General features: G+C 61.4%; 22 protein-coding genes, 1 other RNA gene and 4 pseudogenes. 16 read left to right on the top strand and 11 right to left on the bottom strand.

The genetic code is table 11. The annotated features are described in order from the left end of the window. Positions 1-23: 23 nt before the first annotated feature. Both hisN and L0Z65_RS03035 read right to left on the bottom strand, forming a co-directional pair. A pseudogene (gene hisN / locus L0Z65_RS03040) lies at positions 24-775 on the bottom strand (histidinol-phosphatase). 107 nt (positions 776-882) lie between these two features. After that, the gene (locus L0Z65_RS03035) at positions 883-1,254 is read right to left on the bottom strand and encodes a helix-turn-helix domain-containing protein (RefSeq protein WP_014875187.1); all 372 of its coding nucleotides are present in this window, start codon (positions 1,252-1,254) and stop codon (positions 883-885) included. Positions 1,255-1,620: 366 nt separating this feature from the next. Here L0Z65_RS03035 and L0Z65_RS03030 point away from each other — a divergent pair. Then, a pseudogene (locus L0Z65_RS03030) lies at positions 1,621-2,593 on the top strand (NADPH:quinone oxidoreductase family protein). 119 nt (positions 2,594-2,712) lie between these two features. Here the strand turns inward: L0Z65_RS03030 and L0Z65_RS03025 are convergent. Continuing rightward, positions 2,713-3,606, bottom strand: a complete 894-nt coding sequence (locus tag L0Z65_RS03025) for a LysR family transcriptional regulator (protein ID WP_096873163.1) — start codon at positions 3,604-3,606, stop codon at positions 2,713-2,715. Between the two features lie 127 nt (positions 3,607-3,733). Here L0Z65_RS03025 and L0Z65_RS03020 point away from each other — a divergent pair, with 127 nt between their 5' ends. The 4 genes from L0Z65_RS03020 to L0Z65_RS03005 all read left to right on the top strand — a co-directional run bounded on the left by L0Z65_RS03020 (position 3,734) and on the right by L0Z65_RS03005 (position 6,327). Continuing rightward, complete coding sequence (locus L0Z65_RS03020) at positions 3,734-3,949, top strand: DUF1127 domain-containing protein (protein WP_096869080.1); 216 nt, start codon at positions 3,734-3,736, stop codon at positions 3,947-3,949. A 276-nt stretch (positions 3,950-4,225) separates the two neighbouring features. Beyond that, positions 4,226-4,597 (top strand): hypothetical protein, encoded by a 372-nt coding sequence (locus L0Z65_RS03015; protein WP_102896680.1) that lies wholly within the window; start codon positions 4,226-4,228, stop codon positions 4,595-4,597. Positions 4,598-4,952: 355 nt separating this feature from the next. Next, the gene (locus L0Z65_RS03010) at positions 4,953-5,729 is read left to right on the top strand and encodes a Bax inhibitor-1/YccA family protein (protein ID WP_040170397.1); all 777 of its coding nucleotides are present in this window, start codon (positions 4,953-4,955) and stop codon (positions 5,727-5,729) included. Positions 5,730-5,853: 124 nt separating this feature from the next. Beyond that, positions 5,854-6,327, top strand: a complete 474-nt coding sequence (locus tag L0Z65_RS03005) for a GNAT family N-acetyltransferase (RefSeq protein WP_102896679.1) — start codon at positions 5,854-5,856, stop codon at positions 6,325-6,327. Between the two features lie 401 nt (positions 6,328-6,728). Here the strand turns inward: L0Z65_RS03005 and rpmG are convergent, their stop codons facing one another. The 6 genes from rpmG to gatC form a co-directional block, all read right to left on the bottom strand. After that, positions 6,729-6,896: a 50S ribosomal protein L33 gene (gene rpmG, locus L0Z65_RS03000; RefSeq protein ID WP_007814563.1), complete on the bottom strand. Its 168-nt coding sequence runs from the start codon at positions 6,894-6,896 to the stop codon at positions 6,729-6,731. Between the two features lie 107 nt (positions 6,897-7,003). Next, an RNA gene (gene rnpB, locus L0Z65_RS02995) (RNase P RNA component class A) lies at positions 7,004-7,424 on the bottom strand. A 159-nt stretch (positions 7,425-7,583) separates the two neighbouring features. Continuing rightward, the gene (locus tag L0Z65_RS02990; RefSeq protein ID WP_405110643.1) at positions 7,584-8,297 is read right to left on the bottom strand and encodes an N-acetylmuramoyl-L-alanine amidase; all 714 of its coding nucleotides are present in this window, start codon (positions 8,295-8,297) and stop codon (positions 7,584-7,586) included. Between the two features lie 16 nt (positions 8,298-8,313). After that, complete coding sequence (locus L0Z65_RS02985; RefSeq protein WP_405110640.1) at positions 8,314-9,087, bottom strand: hypothetical protein; 774 nt, start codon at positions 9,085-9,087, stop codon at positions 8,314-8,316. A 39-nt stretch (positions 9,088-9,126) separates the two neighbouring features. Next, positions 9,127-10,614 carry an Asp-tRNA(Asn)/Glu-tRNA(Gln) amidotransferase subunit GatA gene (gene gatA / locus L0Z65_RS02980; RefSeq protein ID WP_405110637.1) on the bottom strand — a complete coding sequence of 496 codons (1,488 nt, stop codon included), beginning with the start codon at positions 10,612-10,614 and terminating at the stop codon, positions 9,127-9,129. Between the two features lie 3 nt (positions 10,615-10,617). Further along, entirely contained in the window at positions 10,618-10,905 is a 288-nt protein-coding gene (gene gatC / locus L0Z65_RS02975; RefSeq protein ID WP_008561736.1) for an Asp-tRNA(Asn)/Glu-tRNA(Gln) amidotransferase subunit GatC, read from the bottom strand. A 195-nt stretch (positions 10,906-11,100) separates the two neighbouring features. On the opposite strand from gatC, the gene L0Z65_RS02970 reads away from it, so the two are divergent. Further along, entirely contained in the window at positions 11,101-11,793 is a 693-nt protein-coding gene (locus L0Z65_RS02970; protein ID WP_102896678.1) for a metal-dependent hydrolase, read from the top strand. 38 nt (positions 11,794-11,831) lie between these two features. Here the strand turns inward: L0Z65_RS02970 and L0Z65_RS02965 are convergent, their stop codons facing one another. Continuing rightward, complete coding sequence (locus L0Z65_RS02965) at positions 11,832-12,455, bottom strand: DNA-3-methyladenine glycosylase I (RefSeq protein ID WP_405110632.1); 624 nt, start codon at positions 12,453-12,455, stop codon at positions 11,832-11,834. Positions 12,456-12,529: 74 nt separating this feature from the next. Next, positions 12,530-12,991 (bottom strand): nucleoside deaminase, encoded by a 462-nt coding sequence (locus L0Z65_RS02960; RefSeq protein ID WP_405110629.1) that lies wholly within the window; start codon positions 12,989-12,991, stop codon positions 12,530-12,532. Positions 12,992-13,053: 62 nt separating this feature from the next. Between L0Z65_RS02960 and L0Z65_RS02955 the strand changes: the two are divergent. The 10 genes and pseudogenes from L0Z65_RS02955 (at position 13,054) to L0Z65_RS02910 (ending at position 23,966) form a co-directional block, all read left to right on the top strand. Further along, positions 13,054-14,359: pseudogene (locus tag L0Z65_RS02955) on the top strand (pseudouridine synthase). 190 nt (positions 14,360-14,549) lie between these two features. After that, on the top strand, positions 14,550-15,467 hold the full coding sequence (locus L0Z65_RS02950) for a 5-bromo-4-chloroindolyl phosphate hydrolysis family protein (RefSeq protein ID WP_405110626.1): 918 nt from the start codon (positions 14,550-14,552) through the stop codon (positions 15,465-15,467). A 22-nt stretch (positions 15,468-15,489) separates the two neighbouring features. After that, positions 15,490-16,686 (top strand): toxic anion resistance protein, encoded by a 1,197-nt coding sequence (locus L0Z65_RS02945; RefSeq protein WP_405110623.1) that lies wholly within the window; start codon positions 15,490-15,492, stop codon positions 16,684-16,686. An 86-nt stretch (positions 16,687-16,772) separates the two neighbouring features. Further along, positions 16,773-17,657 carry a DUF2927 domain-containing protein gene (locus L0Z65_RS02940; RefSeq protein WP_405112438.1) on the top strand — a complete coding sequence of 295 codons (885 nt, stop codon included), beginning with the start codon at positions 16,773-16,775 and terminating at the stop codon, positions 17,655-17,657. Positions 17,658-17,755: 98 nt separating this feature from the next. Then, complete coding sequence (locus L0Z65_RS02935; RefSeq protein ID WP_096869838.1) at positions 17,756-18,949, top strand: SPFH domain-containing protein; 1,194 nt, start codon at positions 17,756-17,758, stop codon at positions 18,947-18,949. 86 nt (positions 18,950-19,035) lie between these two features. Continuing rightward, entirely contained in the window at positions 19,036-19,563 is a 528-nt protein-coding gene (locus tag L0Z65_RS02930) for a cytochrome b (RefSeq protein WP_405110620.1), read from the top strand. Positions 19,564-19,572: 9 nt separating this feature from the next. After that, a pseudogene (locus tag L0Z65_RS02925) lies at positions 19,573-20,728 on the top strand (TFIIB-type zinc finger domain-containing protein). Positions 20,729-20,790: 62 nt separating this feature from the next. Then, complete coding sequence (locus tag L0Z65_RS02920) at positions 20,791-21,465, top strand: nitroreductase (protein WP_096871756.1); 675 nt, start codon at positions 20,791-20,793, stop codon at positions 21,463-21,465. Between the two features lie 27 nt (positions 21,466-21,492). Continuing rightward, positions 21,493-21,939, top strand: a complete 447-nt coding sequence (gene dtd, locus L0Z65_RS02915) for a D-aminoacyl-tRNA deacylase (protein WP_096871757.1) — start codon at positions 21,493-21,495, stop codon at positions 21,937-21,939. A gap of 455 nt (positions 21,940-22,394) precedes the next feature. After that, entirely contained in the window at positions 22,395-23,966 is a 1,572-nt protein-coding gene (locus L0Z65_RS02910) for an ABC transporter substrate-binding protein (RefSeq protein WP_405110615.1), read from the top strand. The last annotated feature ends 25 nt before the right edge of the window (positions 23,967-23,991 follow it).

Below are 23,991 nucleotides of genomic sequence, written 5' to 3'. Positions count from 1 at the left end.
TTAGCGGATTGTATGCAGGCAGTTCAAGCGGTTTGCTGGATCAGTGCAAGCGCTGCGGCATGTAACTCGGGCGTGGCTGCTGCAAGCACCTGCCCCCCTCATGCGCAGGCGCGCCCTGCCAGTTGGTCACCACGCCGCCTGCCGCCTGAATGACCGCAATCGGCGCCTGAATGTCATAGGCGTTCAGACCCGCTTCGATCACCAGATCACATTGCCCCGCCGCCAGCAGCGCATAGGCGTAGCAATCCATACCGTAACGGGTCAGCTGCACCTGGCTGGCGACGCGTTGAAAGGCCGCCCGTTCGTCGTCGCTGCCGACTTCTGGGAATGTGGTGAACAGCGTTGCCTCTGACAGGTTGGCTGTCGCGCGGGCAGAGAGCCCCTGCTCTCCCAAGGGACCGGTCAGGCTGGCGCCATCGGGTGTACCGACAAAACGTTCGCCAATATAGGGCTGGTCGATGATGCCAAGAAAGGGGCCGCGGTTGTCCCCAAGTGCGATCAGAACGCCCCAGGTCGGGGTGCCGCTGATAAAGCCGCGGGTGCCGTCAATCGGATCAAGGACCCAGATGCGCCCGGACTGGCCGGTGGTCTCGCCGTATTCCTCGCCCAGGATGCTGTCCTCGGGGCGCAATTCGGCAAGTACGGACCGCATCGCCTGTTCGGCAGCGCGATCAGCAATGGTGACAGGATCAAAACCCTCGTCCAGCTTATTGTCGGATTGCAGTCCGGCAGAACGGAAATAGGGCAGGATCGCCTGGCGTGCAGCATCGGCCATCCGATGGGCAACCTCCAGATCTGAAAACGCGGCTGAAGTCATACCCGAAGGCGTGACATTCAACCGCGCATTTTTCAAGCCCCAAGCCCCCACTTGGGACCGGAAAATCAGGCCGCGTCGCTGAGCACGCGCGCCAGTTCGAACAGACGTCGGCGCTGGTTCTCAGGAATCGCGTAGTAGGAACGCACCAGATCCAGTGCTTCCTTATCGCCCATCAGATCGTCAGGCACCTGTGCCTTGTCTGATGCTGGCGCATCATCGTCCTGCAGCCCTTCGAAGAAGAAGCTGACCGGCACGCTGAGCGCGTCGGAAATATCCCAGAGCCGAGAGGCGCTGACCCGGTTTGCACCGGTTTCGTATTTTTGGATTTGTTGAAATTTGATACCAACCAGCTCTGCGAGCTGTTGTTGCGTCATGCCGATGAGCCACCGGCGATGCCGGATGCGTTTCCCCACGTGCACGTCCACTGGATGAGCCATGCGTTTCTCCTAAGATTTACAAACTGGGTGCCACCCTAGCCGTCTTTCTTAACCCCCGCCCACCCGGCAAATACCGTGCAAGACCAATGTTGCCAAAAAACCCGCAAGTCCCTGTGCAAACGAACAAGGCGCTCCCATTGAGGTTGAGTGTACGACCTTAACGGTTGAATTCAAGCGGCCACTCTCGCCACAATCAGCGCCTGTGCGTCAAACGCATGATTTCATGCACCAATTTTATTTCACTTTTTTGCATGTTTTACACATGTTCCGCACCTCCCCATAAATAGTGAGGTGTACTGAAGACGAATCTGGCATGATTTTGCCACTCAGAATCACCTTACCCCATGCCAGATATGGAAAAATGATATGCGCGCCTACAGTGTTAGCAGCTTCGACATCTCACCGACTATCGCAGAGGTTGACGTTAGATCACCGAAAAGCGGAGAGGTTGCAGTTGCAATATACGCCTGTGGGTTGAATTTTGCGGATCTTCTTCTGCTGCGTGGGAAATATCAGGACACCCCGGACCTGCCGTTTGTGCCGGGGTTGGAACTGGCCGAGCGTGATCGAGGCGGTTGGCGCAGATGTGGATGAGCTGGCCGTTGGCGACCGGGTTGCAGTCTTTTCCGGTCAGGGCGGCCTGGCCGAGGCCGGAGTTTTCCCAGCCGATCGGGTCACGCGCATCCCGGATGAGATGTCCTTTGCCGATGCGGCGGCGTTTCAGATCACCTATGGCACCGGGCTTGTGGCCCTTGATCACTGCGCACGACTCCAGCCGGGGGAGACGCTGCTGGTCACTGGCGCTGCGGGGGGCGCTGGCCTCACGGCGGTTGAGATCGGCAAGCGGCTGGGCGCGCGGGTGATTGCCCATGCCCGCGGTGCCGAGAAACTGGCGGTGGCCAAGGCTGCTGGTGCGGACCATCTGATCGATGCCAGCGATGATCTGCGCCAATCGGTCAAGGATCTGGGCGGCGCGGATGTGGTTTATGAGGCCATCGGCGGCGAAGTCTGGACCGCCGCCTTTCGCGCCACCAACCCCGGCGGGCGGTTGCTGCCCATCGGCTTTGCCGGCGGTGAGGTGCCGCAGATCCCTGCGAACCATCTGCTGGTCAAAAACCTCAGCGTGATCGGATTTTACTTCGGCGGCTACCTCAAGAGCCATCCGGCGGTGATCCAAGGGGCGATCAAACGCTTGCTTCAGTGGTACCGCGACGGTTCATTGCGCCCGCATATCAGCCACAGGCTGCCGCTGGATCAGGTCGCTGACGGGCTGGAGCTGCTGCGCAGCAGGCAGGCAACGGGCAAGGTGGTGATCATGATCCGACCAGATCAGGACTAACGACAGCCTGGCTGCAGCCCTGTCCTGCTTAGCCCTCCCACGTGCCACCAGGTCATGTCATGCAATGAGAACCCGCACCGCAAGTAAGGGCGGCGCGGGTCTTGGTCTGAGGTGAGACCTCAGGCGGCGGTCCAATGCGCCTGCGCGGCAGCCAGCGGGGCGCTGATGTTCTGAAACGCCTTACGCACAAGAAACGCCAGCTCGCTCACCATGGGGGAGCCCGAGGTCTCCGCCCCGTAAAGATTGATCAGTTGGACCGGCAACTCCGGCAGGTTGCCGCCATGGTCGATCTGCACCAGATGCGGCGGTTCGGTCCCCTCAATCATCGTATGAATCGCAAGATCGGCGCTGACGGTTGCCTCAATCGTGCGGTCACTGTCGGTTTCCACCACCATCTCCCAGGAAATACCCGCCGCATCCAGCGCGCCCACCACCTTGGGCCTGAAGGTGCAGTACCGACCAAAGGCCAGTTTCAGCGGACGCTGCCGCCAAGCAGACCCGTTGGGAGCCCCGATCCAGCAGAGCGGACGTTCGGCCAGTGTTTCGCCATTTTCCGAGGTGGTGGTTTCAGTGGTCAGGATCAGATCGCACTCGCCGCGCGAGAACTGCTCCTTCAGCGAGCGGGTAAAACTGGAGATCAGCTGCACCTTTACCCGCGGGAACGACGCATTGAAACGCTGCAGCACCTGCGGGATCGCCGGGTAGACAATGTCATGCGGCACCCCAAGGACAATCTCGCCTTCATAGGCCTGATCGGTGAGCCGCCCGATCACCTCGTCATTCAGTGCCACCATCCGCCGCGCATAGGCCAGCAGCTGCTCCCCCGAGGCCGTCAGCGCAATCGTCCGGCCAGAGCGATCCAGCAGTTGCAGGCCCAACAGCTCCTCAAGCCGTTTCAACTGCATGGACACCGCAGACTGGGTCAGATGCAGAAAACCGGCGGCACGGGTCACCCCGCCATTATCCGCAACCGCCACAAAGGAGCGCAGCGTGGTGATATCGAGATTCCGCATCATCACAATCCTTGATAGTTGAAATCATAAACATTCGTTTTTCATATCAATCACACTGCGCCATATACATCAACAGAATTGATAACAACACACCACACCATCATAGATCCAGAAAAGGACGCAAATTATGACCTATATGGACAACAGCCTGCGCTCCACCTCCTGCGCCCCCCGCCGTTCCATCCTGGCAACCGTGGCCCATGCCCTCGCCGTCTGGCGCGAACGCCGGATGCTGGCGCAGCTGGATCCCTCCGCGCTTGAGGACATGGGCATCAGCCAACGCGACGCCGAGGCAGAAGCCCGCCGTCCGATCTGGGACGCCCCGAACAACTGGACCCGCTAACACCAACGCGTCGCAGAGGGTGTAAGACGAAAAAAGGTCCGCACTGCGGGCCTTTTTTGCGTCGTATTACCTGCGCGAAGCGCGCTCACCTATGCAGCTGCTCAAAGGTGGCGCACCACGTCGGTACCCCTTCGAGTAAAAATCGGGCTGTTTCCCTCTACCCGGATCTGTGATCGCGAAACTGCGCCACACCACAGATCTCATTGATGCCAAAGCGATGGGGATGCTATTCTTGGGTATTCTCTTTTTGGAAGTTATACAGCCAGTGGATTTCGCATGTATTTTGGACGTTTCTCTCTCGCCTTTTTTCTCTTCTTCGCGTCTACGACAGCCTCAACAGCCCAAAACAAGTATGATGCATTCTGGGGCCAGTACATGGCGTCATCCCTGATTGCCCAGACCTGCAAAGGCGTGACGACCTATTCAGGCCAAGACGCCGTCTCTATCGGTGTAGCGCGTGATAGTTTACGCGAGCAGCGATTGCTGCGTATCCTCTATTACGGAAACAGAGAAAATCTGACGCGGTTGGGGCATATAACGTTGACCATGAGCGGCGTGAGCACAGACGATCCTCAGAAACTATGCCGATACGCACGAAAGATTGCACGCACCGACGATGATATCGGCAGATTTCTCAGAGCAGACTGAATACGCTCCAATCGCCAGGTGAAGCCTCTGCGTTCCGACAGTTCAAGGCGTTACGCAGCCCCTATATTCGGTTGCGTGCGCTGAAGGAGCCCACTCTGAAGAGCCACCCTCATCCCGCGACGTACTGATATTTCTATGTACCCCGGATGGGCGCCTGCCCGGTTTATGTCGAGTTCAGGATGGCCACCCCACCCTGCGCCCCACCTTCCGCCGCTTTTTGTCGATAATTGCGTCGAAACTTCGATCTACAGGCTTGAACCGCGCCCCGCTTCACCCGATATTTGCGAGGAACGCCAGGTCTCTGCACGCAGCAGGGAACCTGCGCGAGGGAGTTTAGAGACGGAGACCATGATACATGGCACAGTTTGACACCATCCGATCCACAGCAGGCGCACGCTCTGCGGAGATCGATGCGGGCCTGCGCGCCCACATGAACAAGGTCTACGGCACCATGGCCGTAGGCACATTCATCACTTTTCTGGCGGCCTGGGCCATTTCCGGCCTGGCGGTCACCACGGACCCGGCCAACGCCGCTGCCCAGCTGAGCGCTGACAAATATCTGACCAGCATCGGCTATGCACTTTATGCCTCGCCGCTGAAATGGGTTGTCATGTTTGCACCGCTGGCCTTTGTCTTTGGCATCGGCGCGGCGGCAAATCGCATGTCGGCCGCTGGCGTCCAGCTGCTGTTCTATGTTTTCGCCACCGTGATGGGTGTGTCCATCAGCTCGATCTTCCTGGTGTTCACCGGCGAGAGCATCGTGCAGGTGTTCCTGATCACCTCTATCGCCTTTGCGGGTCTGTCGCTGGTGGGTTACACCACCAAGAAGGACCTTTCCGGCATGGGCGCCTTCCTGATCATGGGTCTGATCGGTCTCATCGTGGCGTCGGTTGTGAACATCTTCCTTGCCTCCTCGGCGATGGCTTTCGCAATCTCGGTGATTGGCGTGCTGATCTTTGCCGGTCTCACCGCCTATGACACCCAGCGGATCAAGAATGAGTATCTCCAGCACGCCCATATGGGCGACCAGGAATGGCTCGCCAAATCCGCCATCATGGGCGCGCTGAGCCTCTATCTGGACTTCATCAATATGTTCATGATGCTGCTCCAGCTGCTTGGAAACCGCGAATAACGCGACATCTTCCAGACCTAAGCACGACCGGGGCGGATCATCACGATCCGCCCTTTTTCTTTGCTGCCCAGCCGACCTGCCGCCGCCCTGCAGGCCTCTCTTCACCGCTGTATTTGAGACCCCCATGGACCTGATCGATATTACCCCCGCAGACGCCCACCGTTTGATCCCCCTGCTGCAGGACCTGCATGCATTGCACGTGGCCCATCAGCCAGATCGCTACCCGGCAGATCCAGACGCCGCCGCATTGACCCGCTGGCTGGAAGAATGGCTGAGCGATAGCAGCGTGACCGCCCGCGCTGCGGTCAGCCCGCAGGGCAGCGTGATGGGCTATATGATCTATGGGATTGAACACCGCCCTGCCCTGCCTGTGCGCCGGGCTGAAACCCGCGCGATGCTGCATCACATCGCCGTATCAGAAAGCTGGCGGCGCATGGGCGTGGGATCGGCGCTGATCGCGGATCTGAAACGCGCTGTGGCGCTCCAAGGCATCCAGGTCGTTGCCACCACATATGCGCCGTTCAACAGCGCCTCCGCCGCATTGATGGCGCGTATGGGAATGGAGCCGGTCATGATCATGGCCGAGTGGCGCGGCTGACACAGGTATCTCCGGCCGCTCTGAAAGCCACCAACGACGCGCGCTGCGCCCCATAAAAAAAACAGGAGGCAGCCCCACCGCTGCCTCCTGCTCTGGTCGCTCCCCCGAGCCGACCTGTGGTGCTGTGACCGCCTGAGACCTTGCACTTCCGGCGAGGCACCTCGGCGCCACTCTCTCACCCACATCCCGGGATCACTTGTCGCGGGGAAATGTGGCATTTTCAGGCCAAAGCCCCCCACAGGCCGGGATTTCATTTACCGGATTTTCATAAAATTTATGGTGCGTCGCGCAAGATCTTCTGCGCCAAGAAAAAAGGGCCGCACAGATGTGCGACCCTTCTTATCTACTGTCCCGAATATCGGGGCGATATCGCGGCCAGCGGCTGCGCGACATCAAGAGGCTTATTTAATTTTGCCTTCTTTGTATTCAACGTGCTTGCGCACGACCGGGTCGTACTTACGCACAACCATTTTCTCGGTCATGGTGCGTGCGTTTTTCTTGGTCACGTAGAAGTGGCCCGTGCCCGCGGTCGAGTTCAGGCGGATCTTGATTGTGGTCGGCTTCGCCATGGTATTCTCCTGCGTCCGAAAAGGCAGGGGCCTCTCGGTAAATTCCTATATGAGCGTGCGCTTTTACCTGCACCACCCTGCGAGTCAAGAGGGTTCGCCGGGATATTTTGCGCAGAGGGCCTATAAGCCGGATTTTGTTCCGGGGCCAAGGCCCCTTCGACGACCATTCATCTAGGATGCGCATTGCTGCGCACCTCCAGCTGCCAACCCGACCCCTCTTGGCCAAAACATGCCTAGCGGCGGTATCGGCTGACGCCGACCGGCCCGCGCGGGGGTCCTATTTGGCATTGCTCCCGGTGGGGCTTGCCATGCCGCCCCTGTTGCCAGTGGCGCGGTGGGCTCTTACCCCACCGTTTCACCCTTACCCACACGGGATCGCCTGACAGGCAGGCACGTGCGGGCGGTCTGTTTTCTGTGGCGCTCTCCGTCAGATCACTCTGCCCGGGCGTTACCCGGCACCGTCGTTTTGTAGAGTCCGGACTTTCCTCGTGATGCCTTGCGGCCTCCCGCGGCCATCCAGCCCTCTGCGCCCTGATCGCCTAGGAACAACCGCGCCCGGCGTCAAGCAGATTGTGTGAGCGCCGTAAGGACAGGGATGGGCCGTTGCCCCTCTTGCCCCCTCAGGATCAGGGCCAAGTCACCTCAGGATGTTTTTCGCCAGAAGATGGGCGGCGCGTTGGGATACCTTCAGGGATTGTCAGCCAGAAGCAGTTGGATATCCGCATCGCTCAACGGTCCGCGTTGCCAGGGCCGAAACCTGAGACGCACCGCCTGCAGCAGCGTGGCGTCGTCAACATCTGCGGTGAAGCCGCGTGCCTGCGCGAGAGCGCGAAAGAGCTCCGCGCGCGCCCGTGGCTCCTGCGGAATGGGTGGAGCAGCGGCGGTGACCTTCTGGACAGGCGCTGCCAGTCCTTGCCGCGCCAGACGCGCCCAGTCGAAGCGCGGACCGGGATCGTATTTGCGGCCGGGCGCCATGCAAGAGTGACCGATCACCCCTGACGGCGAGATCTCCCAACGTTGCAGGATGGCGGGCAAGAGCGTCTCCAATCGCGCCATCTGCGGCGCAGAAAAGGGGTGATCCCCCCGATTGTCGAGTTCGATCCCAATGGAACGTGAATTGATATCGCCCTGCCCGCACCATTCGCCTGCACCCGCATGCCAGGCGCGATCCGCCTCGCGTACCATTTGCCACAGCGTTCCGTCAGCGCCGATCAGGTAATGGGCGGAGACTTCGTATTGCGGGTCACAGAGCCGTGCCAGAGCCGCCTCCGCGTGCTCCATTGCGGTGTAGTGAAGGACGACCAGCTCTGGGTGCAGCGCATTTCGACGCGCATTGAAGTTGGGGCTCGGATGCCAGATGGCGGCCTTGCCCTCCTCAGGATTGCTCGGAACCTCGGTCACGCCACGCCGCCCGGCGTCAGTTCTGCACCGCGAGGCGATAAGGCGCTGGATCCCAACCGCAAGCGTAGCCATCGCCATCGGGATCAAGTGCCTGACGGTCACGCTTTGGCCCCCCTGCTGCAAGAAAGGCGATCTGGGCCAGTTCTGGCGACGCAAAGCCCGCGCAATTGCGCGAGGAGCGCGCCGCAAGATTGATGCCCGAGCGCGAATAGATGCGCTGCCCGCGCGGATTGGAGGTGCTCAGCGCGTAGCGGACGATATTGGGATCACGGCTGCCGCTGCGGGTGGGCACGGCAGTCGGGCTCACCACCTGATATTGCGCGCGCTGACGGGCCAGCCGCTCTGCGTCGCTTTCTATGCTCTGACGCGAGGCAACCGCGTCAAAGTCATTCTCGTCCGAAATCTGCGGATTGCCCGCAAGCGCCGGTGCCGGGTTGGAGGGGCTGGCCTCAATCGGGGCGGTGCCGGAGTTGCTGCGTGCCGCCTCTAGTGCCGCTGCGGTCTCCCGCGCGATGTCATCGCTGGTGCCGCCGGAGGATGCGAGTGTTCCCGCACCACTGGTGCGCGCCGCCACGCGGGGCGCGGGCTGCACCACGCGCGGCAGAGGTTCGCTGGCGACCCGTGCCGGTGGCACCAGCGGATCGCCGTTGATGGTGGTGCCGGTCGCAGGCGCCCCGTCAAAGGGGCTGGAGCCAAACCCGGCCTCTGGCCCGCTGTCGGGCACCGGGGGTTGGCACGCGGCCAGCAGGACAAGGCTGCTGGTCGCAAGGATGGACCGGAATGCACGCATGATCACCACCTGTTTGTTCTGCTCAGATCAGAACCGGGTTTACCACCAATGCCCGGGCTTGGCCACAAATCCGGCAGCCTCTTCCAGCGCATAGGCTGTATTCAGCAGATCGCCCTCTTCCCAAGGGCGGCCAATCAGTTGCAGACCCAGCGGAAGCCCTTTGGCATCAACACCAGCAGGCACGGAAATCCCCGGCAGACCGGCGAGGTTCACGGTCACGGTGAAGACGTCGTTCAGATACATCTGCACCGGATCCGCGTCGATCATTTCGCCCAGACCAAAAGCCGCAGAGGGCGTAGCCGGCGTCAGGATCGCGTCGATACCCTGCGCAAAAACATCCTCGAAGTCCTTCTTGATCAGGGTACGGACCTTGCGGGCGCGGTTGTAATAGGCGTCATAGAAACCTGCGGAGAGCACATAGGTGCCCACCATCACACGGCGCTGCACTTCGTGACCAAAGCCCGCAGCGCGGGTTTTCTCGTACATCTCAGTGATACCGTCGCCGCCCTCCAGCGTGGCGCGCTGACCGTAGCGCACACCGTCGTAGCGTGCGAGGTTCGATGACGCCTCAGCTAGCGCAATCACGTAGTAGGCAGGCAGCGCGTATTTGGTGTGCGGCAGAGAGATATCGACAATCTCGGCGCCTGCTGCGCGCAGCATCTCCGCCCCTTCGGACCAGAGTTTCTCAATCTCCGCAGGCATGCCATCCATGCGGTATTCGCGCGGGATGCCGATTTTCTTGCCTTTGATGTCACCGGTCAGCATTGCCTCAAAATTCGGCACCGCCAGATCGGCGCTGGTGCTGTCCTTGGGGTCGTGGCCACACATCGCCTCAAGCATCATCGCCGCATCGCGCACAGATTTGGTCATCGGACCGGCCTGATCAAGCGAAGAGGCAAAAGCCACCACCCCCCAGCGCGAGCAACGCCCGTAGGTGGGTTTGATGCCGGTGATGCCGGTAAAGGCCGCAGGCTGACGAATCGAGCCGCCGGTATCGGTGCCGGTTGCCGCGAGGCACAGATCAGCCGCCACAGCAGATGCCGACCCACCGGAGGAGCCGCCCGGTGTCAGCTGGGCCTCATCGCCCTCCCGCCGCCAAGGGCTAACTGCGTTGCCATAGACCGACGTCTCGTTGGAAGAACCCATCGCGAATTCATCCATGTTCAGCTTGCCCAGCATAACCGCACCAGAGTCCTGCAACTGCTGGGAGACGGTGGATTCATACTCGGGCTTGAAGCCTTCCAGGATGCCGGAGGCCGCCTGGCTGTCGACACCTTTGGTGCAGAACAGATCCTTGATGCCAATGGGAAGGCCGCACATGGCAGGCGCGTCGCCTGCCTTGATCCGTGCGTCCGCCGCCTTGGCGCGTTCCAGCGCAATCTCGGGCGTCTTGTGCACGAAAGCGTTCAGCGCATCTGCGGCGTCAATCGCCTTGAGGCAGGCCTCGGTCAGCTCGACAGAGGTGGTTTCGCCCTTGCGCAATGCGTCACGAGCGTCGGACAGGGTCAGTTTGTTCAGTTCGGTCATGTGTTATTCAACCACCTTGGGCACTGCGAAAAAGCCTTCGCGGGCATCGGGAGCATTGGCGAGGATCTTGTCCTGCTGATTGCCATCCGTGACCTCATCCACCCGGCGCTTCAGCCGCTGCGGTGTTACGGAGGTCATTGGCTCGACGCCTTCGACGTCCACCTCGTTCAGCTGCTCGATAAAGCCGAGGATGGTGTTGAACTCATCTGCCAGAGCGGGCAGCGCGTCCTCTTCGACCTTGATACGGGCCAGTTTGGCCACTTTGGCGGCGGTGCTTTGGTCAATCGACATGGAAACCCTCATCTCGTGTTAGCACGCATTTACCGCCGCACCGCCGCCGCCGCAAGCCTGCGGGCGCGTGAAAGCCCCGGGAATTCGGCCCCAAGGCACCTGAGCCTGTGGATTTTTGCCTCCGTCACGATAGGCTTGAGGCAGGACGACGCCCCGACCGGGCCGGATCGCAACAGCAGTGAGGGAGTATAGGACATGGAGATCATCTGGCTGGGCCATGGCAGTTTTCGCATCGAGACCGCAGGACAGGTTCTGCTGGTTGATCCCTGGCTGACCGGCAATCCGATGCTGCGCGACGATCAGCACGAGGCCGCCATCGCAGGCGCCACCCATATTATCCTGACCCATGCCCATTTTGACCATGTCATTGACGTGCTGGCGCTGGCGCGGCGGCTGACTGTGCCGATTGTGGGCCAATATGATCTGATGGGCCTCTGGGGCGAGACCGAAGATGTGACCACCATCGGCTTCAACAAGGGCGGAACCGTTAATCTGGACGGGCCGAACCTCGCCATGGTTCCGGCCTCTCACAGCTCAACTTTTGCGACGCAGGATGGGTTGCGAACAGCAGGCAGCGAGGTGGGGTATATGCTGATGAGCGAAGGGAAAACGCTCTATATCTCAGGCGATACCGGGTTGATGGCGGATATGGATTGGATCGGCGATTACTACAAACCCGACATCGGCATCCTGAGCGCTGGGGGGCATTTCACCATGGATATGGCGCAGACGGCCTATGCGGCGAAACGGTATTTCAATTTCAAGACGTTGATACCCTGCCACTACCGCACCTTCCCGATCCTGGAGCAGAGCGCTGAGAAACTGGCGGATGCCCTGCCGGAGGTGACAGTGATCGAACCGCAGGTGCTGGAGGCGATCAAGCTATAAGCGCCGCCGGGGCACCAGATGACCTGCGGGTTAGGGCCTCAGCCCGCCTGTTGCACAGCGGGGGAGGTGAAGGCGGCGCGGGCTTTGGCCGATTTTTGTCTGCAGATACAGTCTGTTGCGTGGTCATTCACCAACCCCATCGCCTGCATGAAGGCAAAGCAGGTGGTGGGTCCGACGAATGTCCAGCCGCGTTTTTTCAGCTCCTTTGACAGCGCAATCGACTGCGGCGTGATGGAGGCCGTCTGCGGCGGCACCTGATCGTCAGGGCCGGGTTCGTAGCTCCAGAAAAAAGCTGCAAGTGATCCTTCCGCCGCAACCATTTCCTCAGCGCGGCGAGCATTGTTGATCACCGCTTCGATCTTGCCGCGATGGCGGATTATGCCTGCATCCTGCAACAGGCGGTCCACGTCCTGAGGGCCGAACCGGGCGACCAAGGTCCAGTCGAACCCTGCGAAAGCTGCCCGGAAATTCTCGCGTTTGGCCAGAATGGTGCGCCAGCTCAGGCCTGACTGAAAACTCTCAAGGCAGATCTTCTCAAAAAGGCGCTGATCATCCGCCACCGGATAGCCCCATTCGTGATCATGATAGGGCAGAAACTCCGGAACGGATCCGGCCCAGCCACAGCGCAACTGCCCGTCAGGGGCTAGAAAATCCTTGCTCATATCTCTCTGCCCTCCTGCGGCGCGACCGGGTGGCGCAACCAAAATGTCACGCTACGACCCTCACATCTGCCGGGTCAACCATCGCCTGAGCGGCGGGCGGCAAAGAATGCCTTCAGAAGGGTTTCAGCCGGTTCGGCACTGATCCCCTCATAGACCTCTGGCGCGTGATGCGCCTGCGGATGCGAAAATACGCAAGCGCCATGAGCGACACCGCCGGACTTGGGATCAGACGCCCCGTAGTAGACACGGCGAATGCGGGCAGCAGCAATGGCGGCGGCGCACATCGCACAAGGTTCCAGCGTTACATAGAGGTCATGGCCAGTGAGGCGCTCCGACCCGGCGGCAGCGCAGGCCTCGCGGATCACCAGCACCTCGGCATGGGCGGTGGGATCGCTCCGCTCTCGGGTGCGGTTGCCTGCACGGGCCACCACCTGCCCCTCCGGGGAGATCAGGGCGGCCCCCACCGGCACCTCTCCGCGCGCGGCTGCGGCGCGGGCTTCGGCAAGGGCGATATCCATGTGAGAACGAAACGGCATAGCCCCTCCCTGCCCCAGAATGGGAGCTTTCGCAACTGCGCGGAATGATCTATGGCCTCAGTATGAGCAAAACACCATTTTCCCCCAGGGGCCAGCGCCCCGGTGCGGCGAAACCCGCCCGCGCCAGCAAGAAACCGACAGATACAGCTGCGACCGGTGACAGCCCCGAGGGCGACCGCATTGCCAAGGTCCTGTCACGGGCTGGCTGTCGCCTCGCGGCGCGAGGCCGAGCGGATGATCGCCGAAGGGCGCGTTGCGGTAAACGGCAAGATCATCGACAGCCCGGCGCTGAATGTCGTGTTGGGGAAGGATCGGATTGCGGTGGATGGCGCCCCTGTGCAGGATCCGGAACCGCCCCGGCTGTGGCTCTATCACAAGCCGTCGGGCCTGGTGACCACCACCAGTGACGAGCTGGACCGCAAGACCATCTTTGACGAACTGCCCGAAGACATGCCCCGCGTGATGACCGTGGGGCGGCTGGACCTCAACTCCGAAGGGCTGCTGCTGCTGACCAATGACGGCGGCATCAAGCGACAGCTGGAGCTGCCGTCCACCGGCTGGCTGCGCCGCTACCGCGTGCGCATCAACGGGCGTCCCAAAGACACCGATTTTGAACCGCTGCGTCAGGGATTGGTGATTGAGGGAGAGCGTTTTCAGCCGATGACCGTCGCGCTGGACCGGCAGCAGGGGGCCAACGCCTGGCTGACCATTGGCCTGCGCGAGGGCAAGAACCGCGAAATCCGCCGTGCCATCGAAGACATCGGATTTACCGTGAACCGCCTGCTGCGGCTGTCTTACGGTCCGTTCCAGCTGGGCAGCCTCAAACCTGGCGAAGTCGAAGAGCTGCGCCCCCGCGTGGTGCGCGATCAACTGGGGCTGGAGACGCCGGAGACCGAGGCAGACGAGAAGCCCAAACGCCCGACCCGTCCGGCGCGTGGACGCCCCGGCGCGGGCAAACCTGGGACAGCGCCCGGCGTGAAACCAGATTTCAAATCTGGCGGCAGGCCAGGGGGGAAACAACCGGGTGGGAAACAACCGGGCGGGAAACCATCAGGGCGATCCTTCGGCGCATCAGATCGCCCGGGCGACAAAGGCAGCGAGCGATCCGGTGGCCGCTCCACTGGAAAACCAGACGGCAAATTTGCTGGCAAGGGCAAACCCGCAGGCCGGGCAGCTGACCGCACCGCAGACAGACCCGGCGGCAAGCCTGCGGGCAAATTCGGCGGCAAGCCAGCCGGCAAATTCGGCAGCAAACCCGCAGGTGGCGGCGCCAGCCGGGACGCAGGGCGCGATACCGGGCGCGGTCCCGGCCGAAGCTCTGGAAAAGGTCCCGCGCCGCGTGGTGGCGGCAAACCAACGCGCCGCTGAGCGCCCTGCCCTGAGAAACTGCGCCCGCCTTCTCAGAGTTCCCCCTAGCAAGATGGCGCTGCATATCCTAAGTTTCCAACTGCTTGCAGCGCTCATCTTGGGGGAACAGACGTGCAGAAACTCGCCTTTGTGGCCTTGCTGATCCTGATGATTGGCCTCGCAACCGGCTGGCTGGTCGGAGGCTGATCCCATGGCACAGCGTTTTGGCGGCAAATACAGCCCAGATGGCCGCGACAAAGGGGCCGATAAAGACCCCGCCTCCGGTCACAGCACCTCAAGCGCCAACAGCTACCGCAGCGCCAAAGTCGACCCCGTCGGCATGCGCGCCAATCTGATGGCGCTGCCTGCGGGACTGGTGGCGCTGATGTCTGTCTTCTCGGACACAGCTGGTCTGGCGTTTGGCCTGCTTGCCGCAGCCACTTGGGCCGGTTCGGCCTATCTGCTGCGCGATGGTCTGCGGGCTGAAGCCGCCTATGATGATCGCAAAGTTGCCCGCCGCCCTGCCCTGCCACGCAAAATCCTGGCCGCCCTACTCTGCGGTGTCGGCGCCCTATTTGCGGCCTGGCGACAGGATCCCGGCGCACTCAGCGCGCTGATTTATGCCGCGGCGACAGCTGGCCTGCATCTCGCCGCCTTTGGCCTCGATCCCCTGCGGGATAAGGGCGCCGAGGGCATTGATGATTTCCAGCGTGATCGCGTCGCCCGTGTTGTAGACGAGGCCGAAACCTATCTCGCCGCGATGACCGATGCCGCCCTGCGCGCCCGGGATCGTCAGGTCGAACAGCGGGTCGAGGCCTTTCAGGAGGTGGCGCGTGACCTCTTTCGCACGGTTGAGGAAGACCCCCGCGATTTGACCGGTGCGCGGCGCTATCTCACCGTCTATTTGATGGGCGCGCGCGATGCGACGATCAAATTTGCCGATATCTATACCCGCAGTGGAGACACCAAATCGCGCGAGGACTATCTGACTCTGCTGCGCGATCTTGAAGAGAACTTTGCCGCCCGCACCCGCAAGATGCTGCTGGAAGATCGCACCGATCTGACCGTTGAAATCGACGTGCTGCGGGATCGTTTGCAGCGCGAGGGCGTTCATCTGGACACCCGCTGACACAGCCATAAGGAATTTGCACATGTCCGAGACGACCCAGAAGAAAGCCGCCAAGGAAACGCAAATCGTTTCCGAGATCACCGCGATTGAACTGCCGGAACCGGTGGCTGAGATCCAGTCTCTGGAGCAGGCCGATGAGGCCACCAGCGCCGATATCCAGTCCCGTATGGCGCAGATCGACATGTCGGACAGCAACTCAATCATCCACTTTGGATCCGGTGCCCAGGCGGAATTGCAGCAGATCAGCCAGGCCATGCTGACGGATGTCCGCAACAAGGACGTTGGCCCGGCCGGTGACAGCCTGCGCAATATCGTAACCACCATTCGCGGGTTCTCGGTGTCCGAACTGGATGTGCGCCGCAAGCGCAGTTTCTGGGAACGCCTGCTGGGGCGCGCGGCGCCTTTTGCCAAGTTCACCGCCCGGTTTGAGGATGTTCAGGGCCAGATCGACCGAATTACCGACAATCTCCTCGGCCATGAGCATCAGCTGCTCAAGGATATCAAATCGCTGGATCTGCTCTATGCCAAGACGCTGAGTTTCTATGATGAGCTGGCGCTTTATATTGCCGCAGGAGAGGCCAAGCTGGCCGAGCTGGATGCCAATGAAATTCCGACCCTGGAGGCCGCTGTTGCCGCTGCGCCTGAGAGCGATCAGGTGATGCGCGCACAGGAGCTGCGCGACATGCGCGCCGCCCGCGACGATCTGGAGCGTCGGGTGCATGATCTGAAACTGACGCGTCAGGTCACCATGCAGTCGCTGCCTTCGATCCGGCTGGTTCAGGAGAACGACAAATCGCTGGTGACCAAGATCAACTCAACGTTGGTGAACACGGTTCCGCTCTGGGAGACACAGCTGGCGCAGGCGGTCACCATCCAGCGCTCAGCCGAGGCTGCGGCCGCCGTGCGTGATGCCAATGATCTGACCAATGAGCTGCTGACCTCCAACGCTGCCAATCTGCGCGAAACCAACAAGGTGATCCGTCAGGAGATGGAGCGCGGCGTTTTCGACATCGAAGCGGTGAAGCAGGCCAATGCCGATCTGATCGGAACCATCCAGGAAAGCCTGCAGATCGCCGACGACGGCAAGGCCAAACGCGCTGCGGCTGAGGAGGATTTGAAAAAGATGGAAGCCGAGCTGCGCGACACATTGGCCGCCGCCAAAGCGCGCCGCGACGGTGTTGGCGACACAGCGGCCACGGCGGTCCCCGGCACCGCATGAGCAAGGCCCACCCCATAAGGCCACGGCCGCCCCGGCGGCGATTGATCCCAGCGGTGCTCGCCACGCTCGCTGGGACGGCGCTTCTGATGGGGTGCGATCCACTGGCTCAGCGCACCTCGCTGGTGCCGCCGACGCGGCCCGCAGGTCTCGCGCCCGCGCCAAAGCCCCCTTCTGCCGAAAGCCAGCGTCTGGCCCGCTACTACGGCGCACTGCAGCAGGATCTGCTGACCCGTGGGCTGTTGCGCACCGATGGTGGCGGGCCGGAGACGCCTTATGATGCGGACGATCTGCGCCGGAATTTCGAACAGATTGCCTTTTACGACGAATATGGCAGCAATAACCTGCGCACCTCCGGGGCGTTGGGACGCTGGCAGGGGCCGGTGCGTCTGCGGGCCGACTTCGGCCCCTCCGTCAGCGCGGAGCAACAGCAGAAAGACCGAGCAACGCTGGAGGCCTACGCCGCCCGTCTGGCCCGGATCACCGGTCATCCAATCAGCACCACCACCAGCCGCGCCCGCGCCAACTTCAATGTGATCTTTGCTGGCGCGGATGACAGCGCCTATGTGGCAGGGCGGGTGCGGGACATCCTGCCGTCGATCAGCGACGCCGATCTTCAGGTCTTTGCCAACCCGCCGCAGAGCTATTATTGCCTGGTGCGCGCCGGGGGGCTGCAAGCGGATCCGTCATCCTATATGCGCGGAGTGGCTCTTATCCGCGCGGAACACCCCGATCTGGCCCGCCGGAGCTGTATCCACGAGGAGATCGCTCAGGGCCTTGGCCTGCGCAATGACAGCCCGCATGCGCGGCCGTCAATCTTCAACGATGATGATGAATTTGCGCTGCTGACCAGTCAGGACGAAAAACTTCTTCAAATCCTGTACCATCCGCGCCTGCGCCCCGGCATGTCCGCCGATGAGGCCCGGCCCATCGTGCAGGCGATTGCCTATGATATCATGGGGGAACCGCGCTAAGCGCGGCTGTCTCCCGCCCGCGCCTCGGCGCGCCCAACATTGTGCTGCCCTGCACGCCCGCCATGATGCCAGCCGCATCGCCGAAGGAGGATGAAACCATGGGTATTTTCGACTTTCTCAAGGGAGAGTTCATCGACGTCATCCACTGGACCGACGACACCAATGACACGCTGGTCTGGCGCTTTGAGCGCGAAGGCCATGCGATCAAATACGGCGCCAAGCTGACGGTCCGCGAAGGTCAGGCGGCGGTCTTTGTTCATGAGGGTCAGCTGGCGGATGTCTTCACCCCCGGTCTCTACATGCTGGAGACCAATAACATGCCGATCATGACGACGTTGCAGCATTGGGATCACGGGTTTCAGTCGCCATTCAAATCGGAGATCTACTTCGTCGACACCACCCGGTTCAACGATCTGAAATGGGGCACCAAGAACCCGATCATGGCTCGCGACCCGGAGTTCGGCCCCGTGCGTCTGCGTGCCTTTGGCACCTATAGTATCCGAGTGGTGGACCCGGCCCGGTTCCTGACCGAGATCGTTGGCACCGATGGCGAATTCACCATGGATGAAATCTCCTTCCAGATCCGCAATATCATCGTGCAACAGGTGAGCCGGGTCTTGGCAGGCTCTGGCATCCCGGTGCTGGACATGGCGGCCAATACGGCTGATCTGGGCAAGCTGGTCGCGGCGGAGATTTCCGCCACGGTCGCTGAGTACGGCATCGCGATCCCGGAACTCTATATCGAGAATATCTCACTCCCCGCCGCCGTCGAACAGGCGCTGGACAAGCGCACCCAGATGGGGATCGTCGGTGATCTTGGCCGCTACACGCAATTTTCTGCCGCCGAGGCGATGACCGCCGCCGCCCAGACGCCCAACAGTGGTATGGGGGCCGGCATGGGTATGGGGATGGGCATGGCGATGGCCCAACAGATGGCGCAGATGGCGCAACCGGGTGCCGCCAGTCATGCAGCGGGTCAGCCCGCCGGTCCCTGGGGCGCACGGCCCGCACCCGCTGCCCCGCAACCGGCACCGCAGGCCGCTCCGGTGGCCCCACCACCACCACCGGTGGAACATGTCTGGCACATCGCTGAAAATGGCCAGACCAGCGGCCCTTTCTCTAAGGCCCGCCTTGGACGGATGGCGCAGGAGGGCGCGCTGCGCCGCGACAGTCTGGTGTGGACCCCCGGTCAGGATGGTTGGAAAGCCGCCGGTGATGTGATGGAGCTGGCGCAACTCTTCACAATTCTGCCCCCGCCGCCACCACCGCCGCCACCTGCCCCGGCGGGCTGACACCCGATCACACATGGGGCGCCACGACATTCGGCGCCCTGTCTCGCGGACATCGCAGCCCTCTCGCCACGAAGGATCCCGCAGGTATGACACGCCGCAGCGCGCTCAAATGGCTCCACTGGCTCAGCCTGGCTCTTATCATCTACTTCTATCTGGTGGAGCCAGACGACAACAGCCTCCCCCCAGGGCTGGCGTTGGCGACCCATGCCGGGGTTGGGCTGATCCTGTCAGTGGTCGTACTGTTCTGGACCGCGATCTATCTGCGCAAGGGGCTGGCGGGGCGCGCTGGTCCGAAGCTGCCAGGCTGGGCCAAGCGGTTCCACGGGCTGAACCACCGCGCATTGCAATTCGGCTTACCGGTCATGGTTGCCACCGGGGCGCTCGCCGGATTGCTGGCCCCCTTTGCGATCCACGCCTTTGGTGTTGTTCCGATCAACCCCGGCGTCGGCAGCCGCAGCCTGCATGAATTGGCTGAAGAGCTGCATGAAATCGCCTTTGACACACTGCTCATCGTCATTGTGCTGCACGGGGTCTTTCATCTTTGGCGTCATTTCCTGTTGAAGGACAACGCCCTGCGCATCATGGTGCCAAAACCGCTGCATAAATATCTTTGAGGCTCCCCCGTGACCCCGACCCCACCTCCGCCGCCGCCCGGTCCGCTTGTTGTCGAAAGCTCTGATACGACCAAGGCCCAGCCCCCGCTGGAAGACCACCGTTTTCCCTGTGAGCAATGCGGTGCAGATTATCGCTATGACCCGCAAAACGGCACGCTGACCTGCGATCACTGCGGCCATCAGGAGGCGATCCGATCTGGCCCATGGCGCGGTGGCAGTCTGCGCGAGTTGGATTTCGATACCGCGCTATCATCTGGTCTGGCTGAGGCCGACATGGAAGAAACCCGTGTGCTGCGCTGCCCCAATTGCGCCGCTCAGGTGGAGCTGGACCCAAAGGACCACGCTCGGCGAATGCCCCTTCTGCGCCACGCCCATGGTCACGGATACCGGCACCCATCGCCATATCAAGCCAAAGGGTGTGCTGCCCTTCGCCTTTGATGAGCGCAGCGCCCACAAGGCGATGGCGGACTGGCTGGGTCAGCTGTGGTTTGCGCCAAACGGTTTGCAGCAATATGCCCGCAAAGGGCGGCGGATGGACGGGATCTATGTGCCCTATTGGACCTTCGATGCTGAAACCCACTCCCAGTATCGCGGCCAGCGCGGCACGGTCTACTATGTCACCGAAACCATCGTGGTTGATGGCAAACGCCAGTCCCGGCAGGTGCCGAAGGTGCGCTGGCGGCCTGCCTCAGGGCGGGTACAGCGGTTCTTTGACGATGTTCTGGTGCTGGCCTCCAAGAGCCTGCCGAAAAAGAACACCGACGCGCTGGAACCTTGGGATCTGTCGGCGCTGGAACCTTATCAGCCGCAGTATCTGGCCGGGTTCCGGGCGGAGGCCTATGCGGTGGAGCTGGCCGACGGTTACAGCGAAGCCAATGCACGGATGCGCCGGGTGATCGAACGCGATGTGCGGTTCGATATCGGCGGCGACCGGCAACGCATTGAATATATCGACAGCAACTTCTCCGATATCACGTTCAAACATGTGCTGCTGCCCGTATGGCTCGCGGCCTATAAGTATCGGGGCAAAACCTATCGGTTTGTGGTCAACGGACAATCGGGCCGGGTGCAGGGGGAACGCCCCTACTCCGCATGGAAGATCGCCGCAGCCGTTGCAGTGGCCATGGTGATCGGTGCCGCCATTGCCTATTTTGGCACCCGCTAGAACGGCCACGCGGCGCAGGGCGCCTGAATACCCCCGTCGCAAATACAGGATGAGGACGCATCATGACGACCACCCTTCCCGCCCTTGATGCGCTGCTGCGGGCGCGCCACAGCTGCCGTGCGTTTCGCCCGGATCCGGTGCCGCGCGCGGTGATCGAGGATATACTGCGCTGCGCACAGAAAGTTCCGTCCTGGTGCAATGCCCAACCCTGGCAGGTGACGCTGTTCAGCGGTGCGGCTACCAACGCGCTGCGATCTGCGCTGATGGAATCGGTGATGAAAGATCCCGTTGCACCGGATCTGCCCTTTCCCGAACGCTACAGCGGCGAATACAAAACCCGCCGCCAGGCCTGCGGCTGGGCGTTATATGAGGCGGTGGGTGTCGAACGCGGCGATCGCGCGGCGTCACACCAGCAGATGATGCGCAATTTCACCCTGTTTGACGCCCCCCATTGTGCCATTCTGACCAGCCCCAAGGAGCTTGGCCCTTACGGCGCGCTCGATTGCGGTGGATTTGTTACCGGTTTCACGCTGGCCGCAACAGCTGCCGGTGTGGCCACCATCGCGCAGGCTGCGGTTGCCACATATGCGCCGATGCTGCATGAATTCTGCGACATACCAGAAGACCGCACGATCCTCTGCGCGCTGTCCTTCGGCTACGGCGATCCAGACCATCCTGCCAATCAGTTTCGAACCGAGCGCGCCGAATTGGACGAATTTACCAGCTGGCGCGACTGACGCCCCGACCCCAGAATAGGAGAGATTATGCGTTCTCTGATCCAACGCGTTTCTGAGGCCTCTGTCCGTGTTGACGGTGAGGTCATCGGCGATATCGGTCCCGGCCTACTGATCCTGATCTGCGCCATGGAAGGCGACAGCGAAGCAGAAGCCGATCAGATGGCGGCCAAGATCAGCAAGCTGCGGATTTTTCGCGATGAAGCAGGCAAGATGAACCGCTCCGTGAAAGACATCGGCGGCAGCGCCTTGGTCGTCAGCCAGTTCACCCTTGCCGCCGACACCCGCCGGGGCAATCGTCCCGGGTTTTCCAATGCTGCCGCCCCGGACCTGGGGCGCGCGCTGTATACCAGATTTGCCGACCAACTGGCGGCGCTGGATGTGCCTGTGGCGCGCGGATCCTTTGGGGCGGATATGCAGGTCGCTTTGGTCAATTCCGGCCCGGTGACCATCTGGATGGACAGTGCCGACTGGTGAGTTTGCACAGGCGCGAATGTCGCGTTTCGTCCGGTCCGAGCCGATGCAATCCGCCCTGCCTCACCACGAAAAACTGCGATAAAGGCGCGAAATCCCGGCCTGATGCCAGTGACCCTTAACGGGTCTATGATCCCCTCCATGGACCCGTTCTAGCAGAAAATGCGCTGATTTTCGCCAGCCATTGGCGAATACCTCGGTGGGAGCGGGATAATATTTGGTCTCAGATCCGGGAGGCTTTTTTCCACATATTGTCCCGCCAAGCATTCACTTCCAGCCAAATACGACATACCAGTCTCAAAAGACGACGGGATCACCGTCTCTTGAAGACTTCGCCGTCCCCGCTGGCGCCAAAAAGGACGCTAATAAGGGTTGCGAGGTCGCATCAAATGCGCAAACCTTGAATGACAATTCAAGAAATGACGTGTTCAGCGTCTAAATACGACAGGGAGTCCGCAATGAAAGACCAACTTGATTTCATGACGCAAAGCGTCACCTCCGGTAAAATGACCCGGCGTGAATTCATGGGCAAAACCGCAGCACTGGGGATCAGCGCCGCTGTTGCAGGCAGCATGTTTGCCCGCGCAGCCGAGGCCGCAGGCCCGGTCAAGGGGGGCACGCTGAAGCTCGGCTCCATCGGCGGTGGCAGCACCGACTCGCTGGATCCGGCAGTGGCCGCCAGCCAGGTACCTTATCACAACCTCTACCAGTTCGGCGAAACGCTGGTGAATGTAACGCCCGAGGGTGGCATCGAAAATCGCGTCGCCGAAAGCGTCGAAGCCAGCGCTGACGCCAAGACTTGGACCTTCAAAATCCGCAAGGGTGTTGAGTTCCACAACGGCAAGCCGGTGACCGCCGAGGATGTGATGCGCACCATGGAGCGCCACTCCAACGAAGACAGTAAATCCGGCGCTCTGGGCATTATGCGTGGCATCGAAAGCATGAAAGCCGATGGTGACAACTTCGTCGTTTCGCTGACCACACCCAACGCCGACCTGCCTTATCTGATGGCTGATTATCACCTGATGATCCAACCCGATGGTGGCTTTGACAACCCGGCAGCAGGCATCGGCTCCGGCGCCTATATGCTGGAAGCGGATGAGCCCGGCGTGCGCCACATGTGGAAGAAAAACCCCAACTACTGGGATGACAGCCGTGGCCATGTAGATGAGGTCGAGATCGTCGTGATCAACGACGCCACCGCCCGTATGGCAGCGCTGCAGTCCGGTCAGGTCCACATCGCCAACCGTGTTGAGCCGAAGGTCGCAGGCCTGCTGGATCGCGCGCCGAACCTGACTGTGCGCAATGCCGCGGGTCCGGGTCACTATGTGTTCATCATGCATTGCGACACAGCGCCGTTCGATAACAATGAACTGCGTCTGGCGCTGAAATACGCCATCAACCGCGAAGAAATGGTCGATAAAGTGCTGCGCGGCTACGGCTCTGTCGGCAACGACATGCCTGTCAACGCAGCCTACCCGCTGTTTGACGACAGCATTCCGCAGCGCCCGTTTGATCCGGCCAAGGCGGCTGAGCACTACAAGAAATCCGGCCACGACGGCAGCCCGATCACCCTGCGGGTGTCGGATGTTGCCTTCCCTGGTGCCTTGGATGCAGCCCAGCTGTTCCAGCAGTCCGCGAACGCAGCTGGCATCCCGCTGGAGCTGAAGCGTGAACCCGGCGATGGCTACTGGTCGGAAGTTTGGAATGCACAGCCCTTCTGCGCCTCCTACTGGGGTGGCCGTCCGGTGCAGGACCAGATGTATTCGACCGCGTATCTGTCGACCGCAGACTGGAACGACACCCGCTTCAAGCGCGAAGACTTCGACAAGCTGTTGTTTGCCGCGCGCGGTGAGCTGGACGAAGCCAAGCGCAAGGCGCTCTACAGCCAGATGGGCATGATGGTGCGCGACGAAGGCGGTCTGATCTGCCCGATGTTCAACGACTTCATCGAAGCGACCAGCAGCAAGGTTCAGGGTTGGGTGGTGGATTCCACCGGCGACACCATGGCTAGGCAAGTGGTCGCATAAGTGCTGGTTGGCCTGATAGAGGTCT

Origin of the sequence: Phaeobacter sp. BS52 (assembly GCF_045040595.1) — a bacterium.
Taxonomy (GTDB): Bacteria; Pseudomonadota; Alphaproteobacteria; order Rhodobacterales; family Rhodobacteraceae; genus Phaeobacter; species Phaeobacter piscinae.
Note: the sequence above shows the minus strand (reverse complement) of the source record. Positions and strands in the feature narration are given on the sequence as shown.

What these genes read in the sequence shown, in the direction of transcription:
- L0Z65_RS03035 (WP_014875187.1), bottom strand. Translation starts at nt 1,254, where the DNA reads ATGGCTCATCCAGTGGACGTGCACGTGGGGAAACGCATCCGGCATCGC.
- L0Z65_RS03025 (WP_096873163.1), bottom strand. Translation starts at nt 3,606, where the DNA reads ATGCGGAATCTCGATATCACCACGCTGCGCTCCTTTGTGGCGGTTGCG.
- L0Z65_RS03020 (WP_096869080.1), top strand. Translation starts at nt 3,734, where the DNA reads ATGACCTATATGGACAACAGCCTGCGCTCCACCTCCTGCGCCCCCCGC.
- L0Z65_RS03015 (WP_102896680.1), top strand. Translation starts at nt 4,226, where the DNA reads ATGTATTTTGGACGTTTCTCTCTCGCCTTTTTTCTCTTCTTCGCGTCT.
- L0Z65_RS03010 (WP_040170397.1), top strand. Translation starts at nt 4,953, where the DNA reads ATGGCACAGTTTGACACCATCCGATCCACAGCAGGCGCACGCTCTGCG.
- L0Z65_RS03005 (WP_102896679.1), top strand. Translation starts at nt 5,854, where the DNA reads ATGGACCTGATCGATATTACCCCCGCAGACGCCCACCGTTTGATCCCC.
- rpmG (WP_007814563.1), bottom strand. Translation starts at nt 6,896, where the DNA reads ATGGCGAAGCCGACCACAATCAAGATCCGCCTGAACTCGACCGCGGGC.
- L0Z65_RS02985 (WP_405110640.1), bottom strand. Translation starts at nt 9,087, where the DNA reads ATGCGTGCATTCCGGTCCATCCTTGCGACCAGCAGCCTTGTCCTGCTG.
- gatA (WP_405110637.1), bottom strand. Translation starts at nt 10,614, where the DNA reads ATGACCGAACTGAACAAACTGACCCTGTCCGACGCTCGTGACGCATTG.
- gatC (WP_008561736.1), bottom strand. Translation starts at nt 10,905, where the DNA reads ATGTCGATTGACCAAAGCACCGCCGCCAAAGTGGCCAAACTGGCCCGT.
- L0Z65_RS02970 (WP_102896678.1), top strand. Translation starts at nt 11,101, where the DNA reads ATGGAGATCATCTGGCTGGGCCATGGCAGTTTTCGCATCGAGACCGCA.
- L0Z65_RS02965 (WP_405110632.1), bottom strand. Translation starts at nt 12,455, where the DNA reads ATGAGCAAGGATTTTCTAGCCCCTGACGGGCAGTTGCGCTGTGGCTGG.
- L0Z65_RS02960 (WP_405110629.1), bottom strand. Translation starts at nt 12,991, where the DNA reads ATGCCGTTTCGTTCTCACATGGATATCGCCCTTGCCGAAGCCCGCGCC.
- L0Z65_RS02950 (WP_405110626.1), top strand. Translation starts at nt 14,550, where the DNA reads ATGGCACAGCGTTTTGGCGGCAAATACAGCCCAGATGGCCGCGACAAA.
- L0Z65_RS02945 (WP_405110623.1), top strand. Translation starts at nt 15,490, where the DNA reads ATGTCCGAGACGACCCAGAAGAAAGCCGCCAAGGAAACGCAAATCGTT.
- L0Z65_RS02940 (WP_405112438.1), top strand. Translation starts at nt 16,773, where the DNA reads ATGGGGTGCGATCCACTGGCTCAGCGCACCTCGCTGGTGCCGCCGACG.
- L0Z65_RS02935 (WP_096869838.1), top strand. Translation starts at nt 17,756, where the DNA reads ATGGGTATTTTCGACTTTCTCAAGGGAGAGTTCATCGACGTCATCCAC.
- L0Z65_RS02930 (WP_405110620.1), top strand. Translation starts at nt 19,036, where the DNA reads ATGACACGCCGCAGCGCGCTCAAATGGCTCCACTGGCTCAGCCTGGCT.
- L0Z65_RS02920 (WP_096871756.1), top strand. Translation starts at nt 20,791, where the DNA reads ATGACGACCACCCTTCCCGCCCTTGATGCGCTGCTGCGGGCGCGCCAC.
- dtd (WP_096871757.1), top strand. Translation starts at nt 21,493, where the DNA reads ATGCGTTCTCTGATCCAACGCGTTTCTGAGGCCTCTGTCCGTGTTGAC.
- L0Z65_RS02910 (WP_405110615.1), top strand. Translation starts at nt 22,395, where the DNA reads ATGAAAGACCAACTTGATTTCATGACGCAAAGCGTCACCTCCGGTAAA.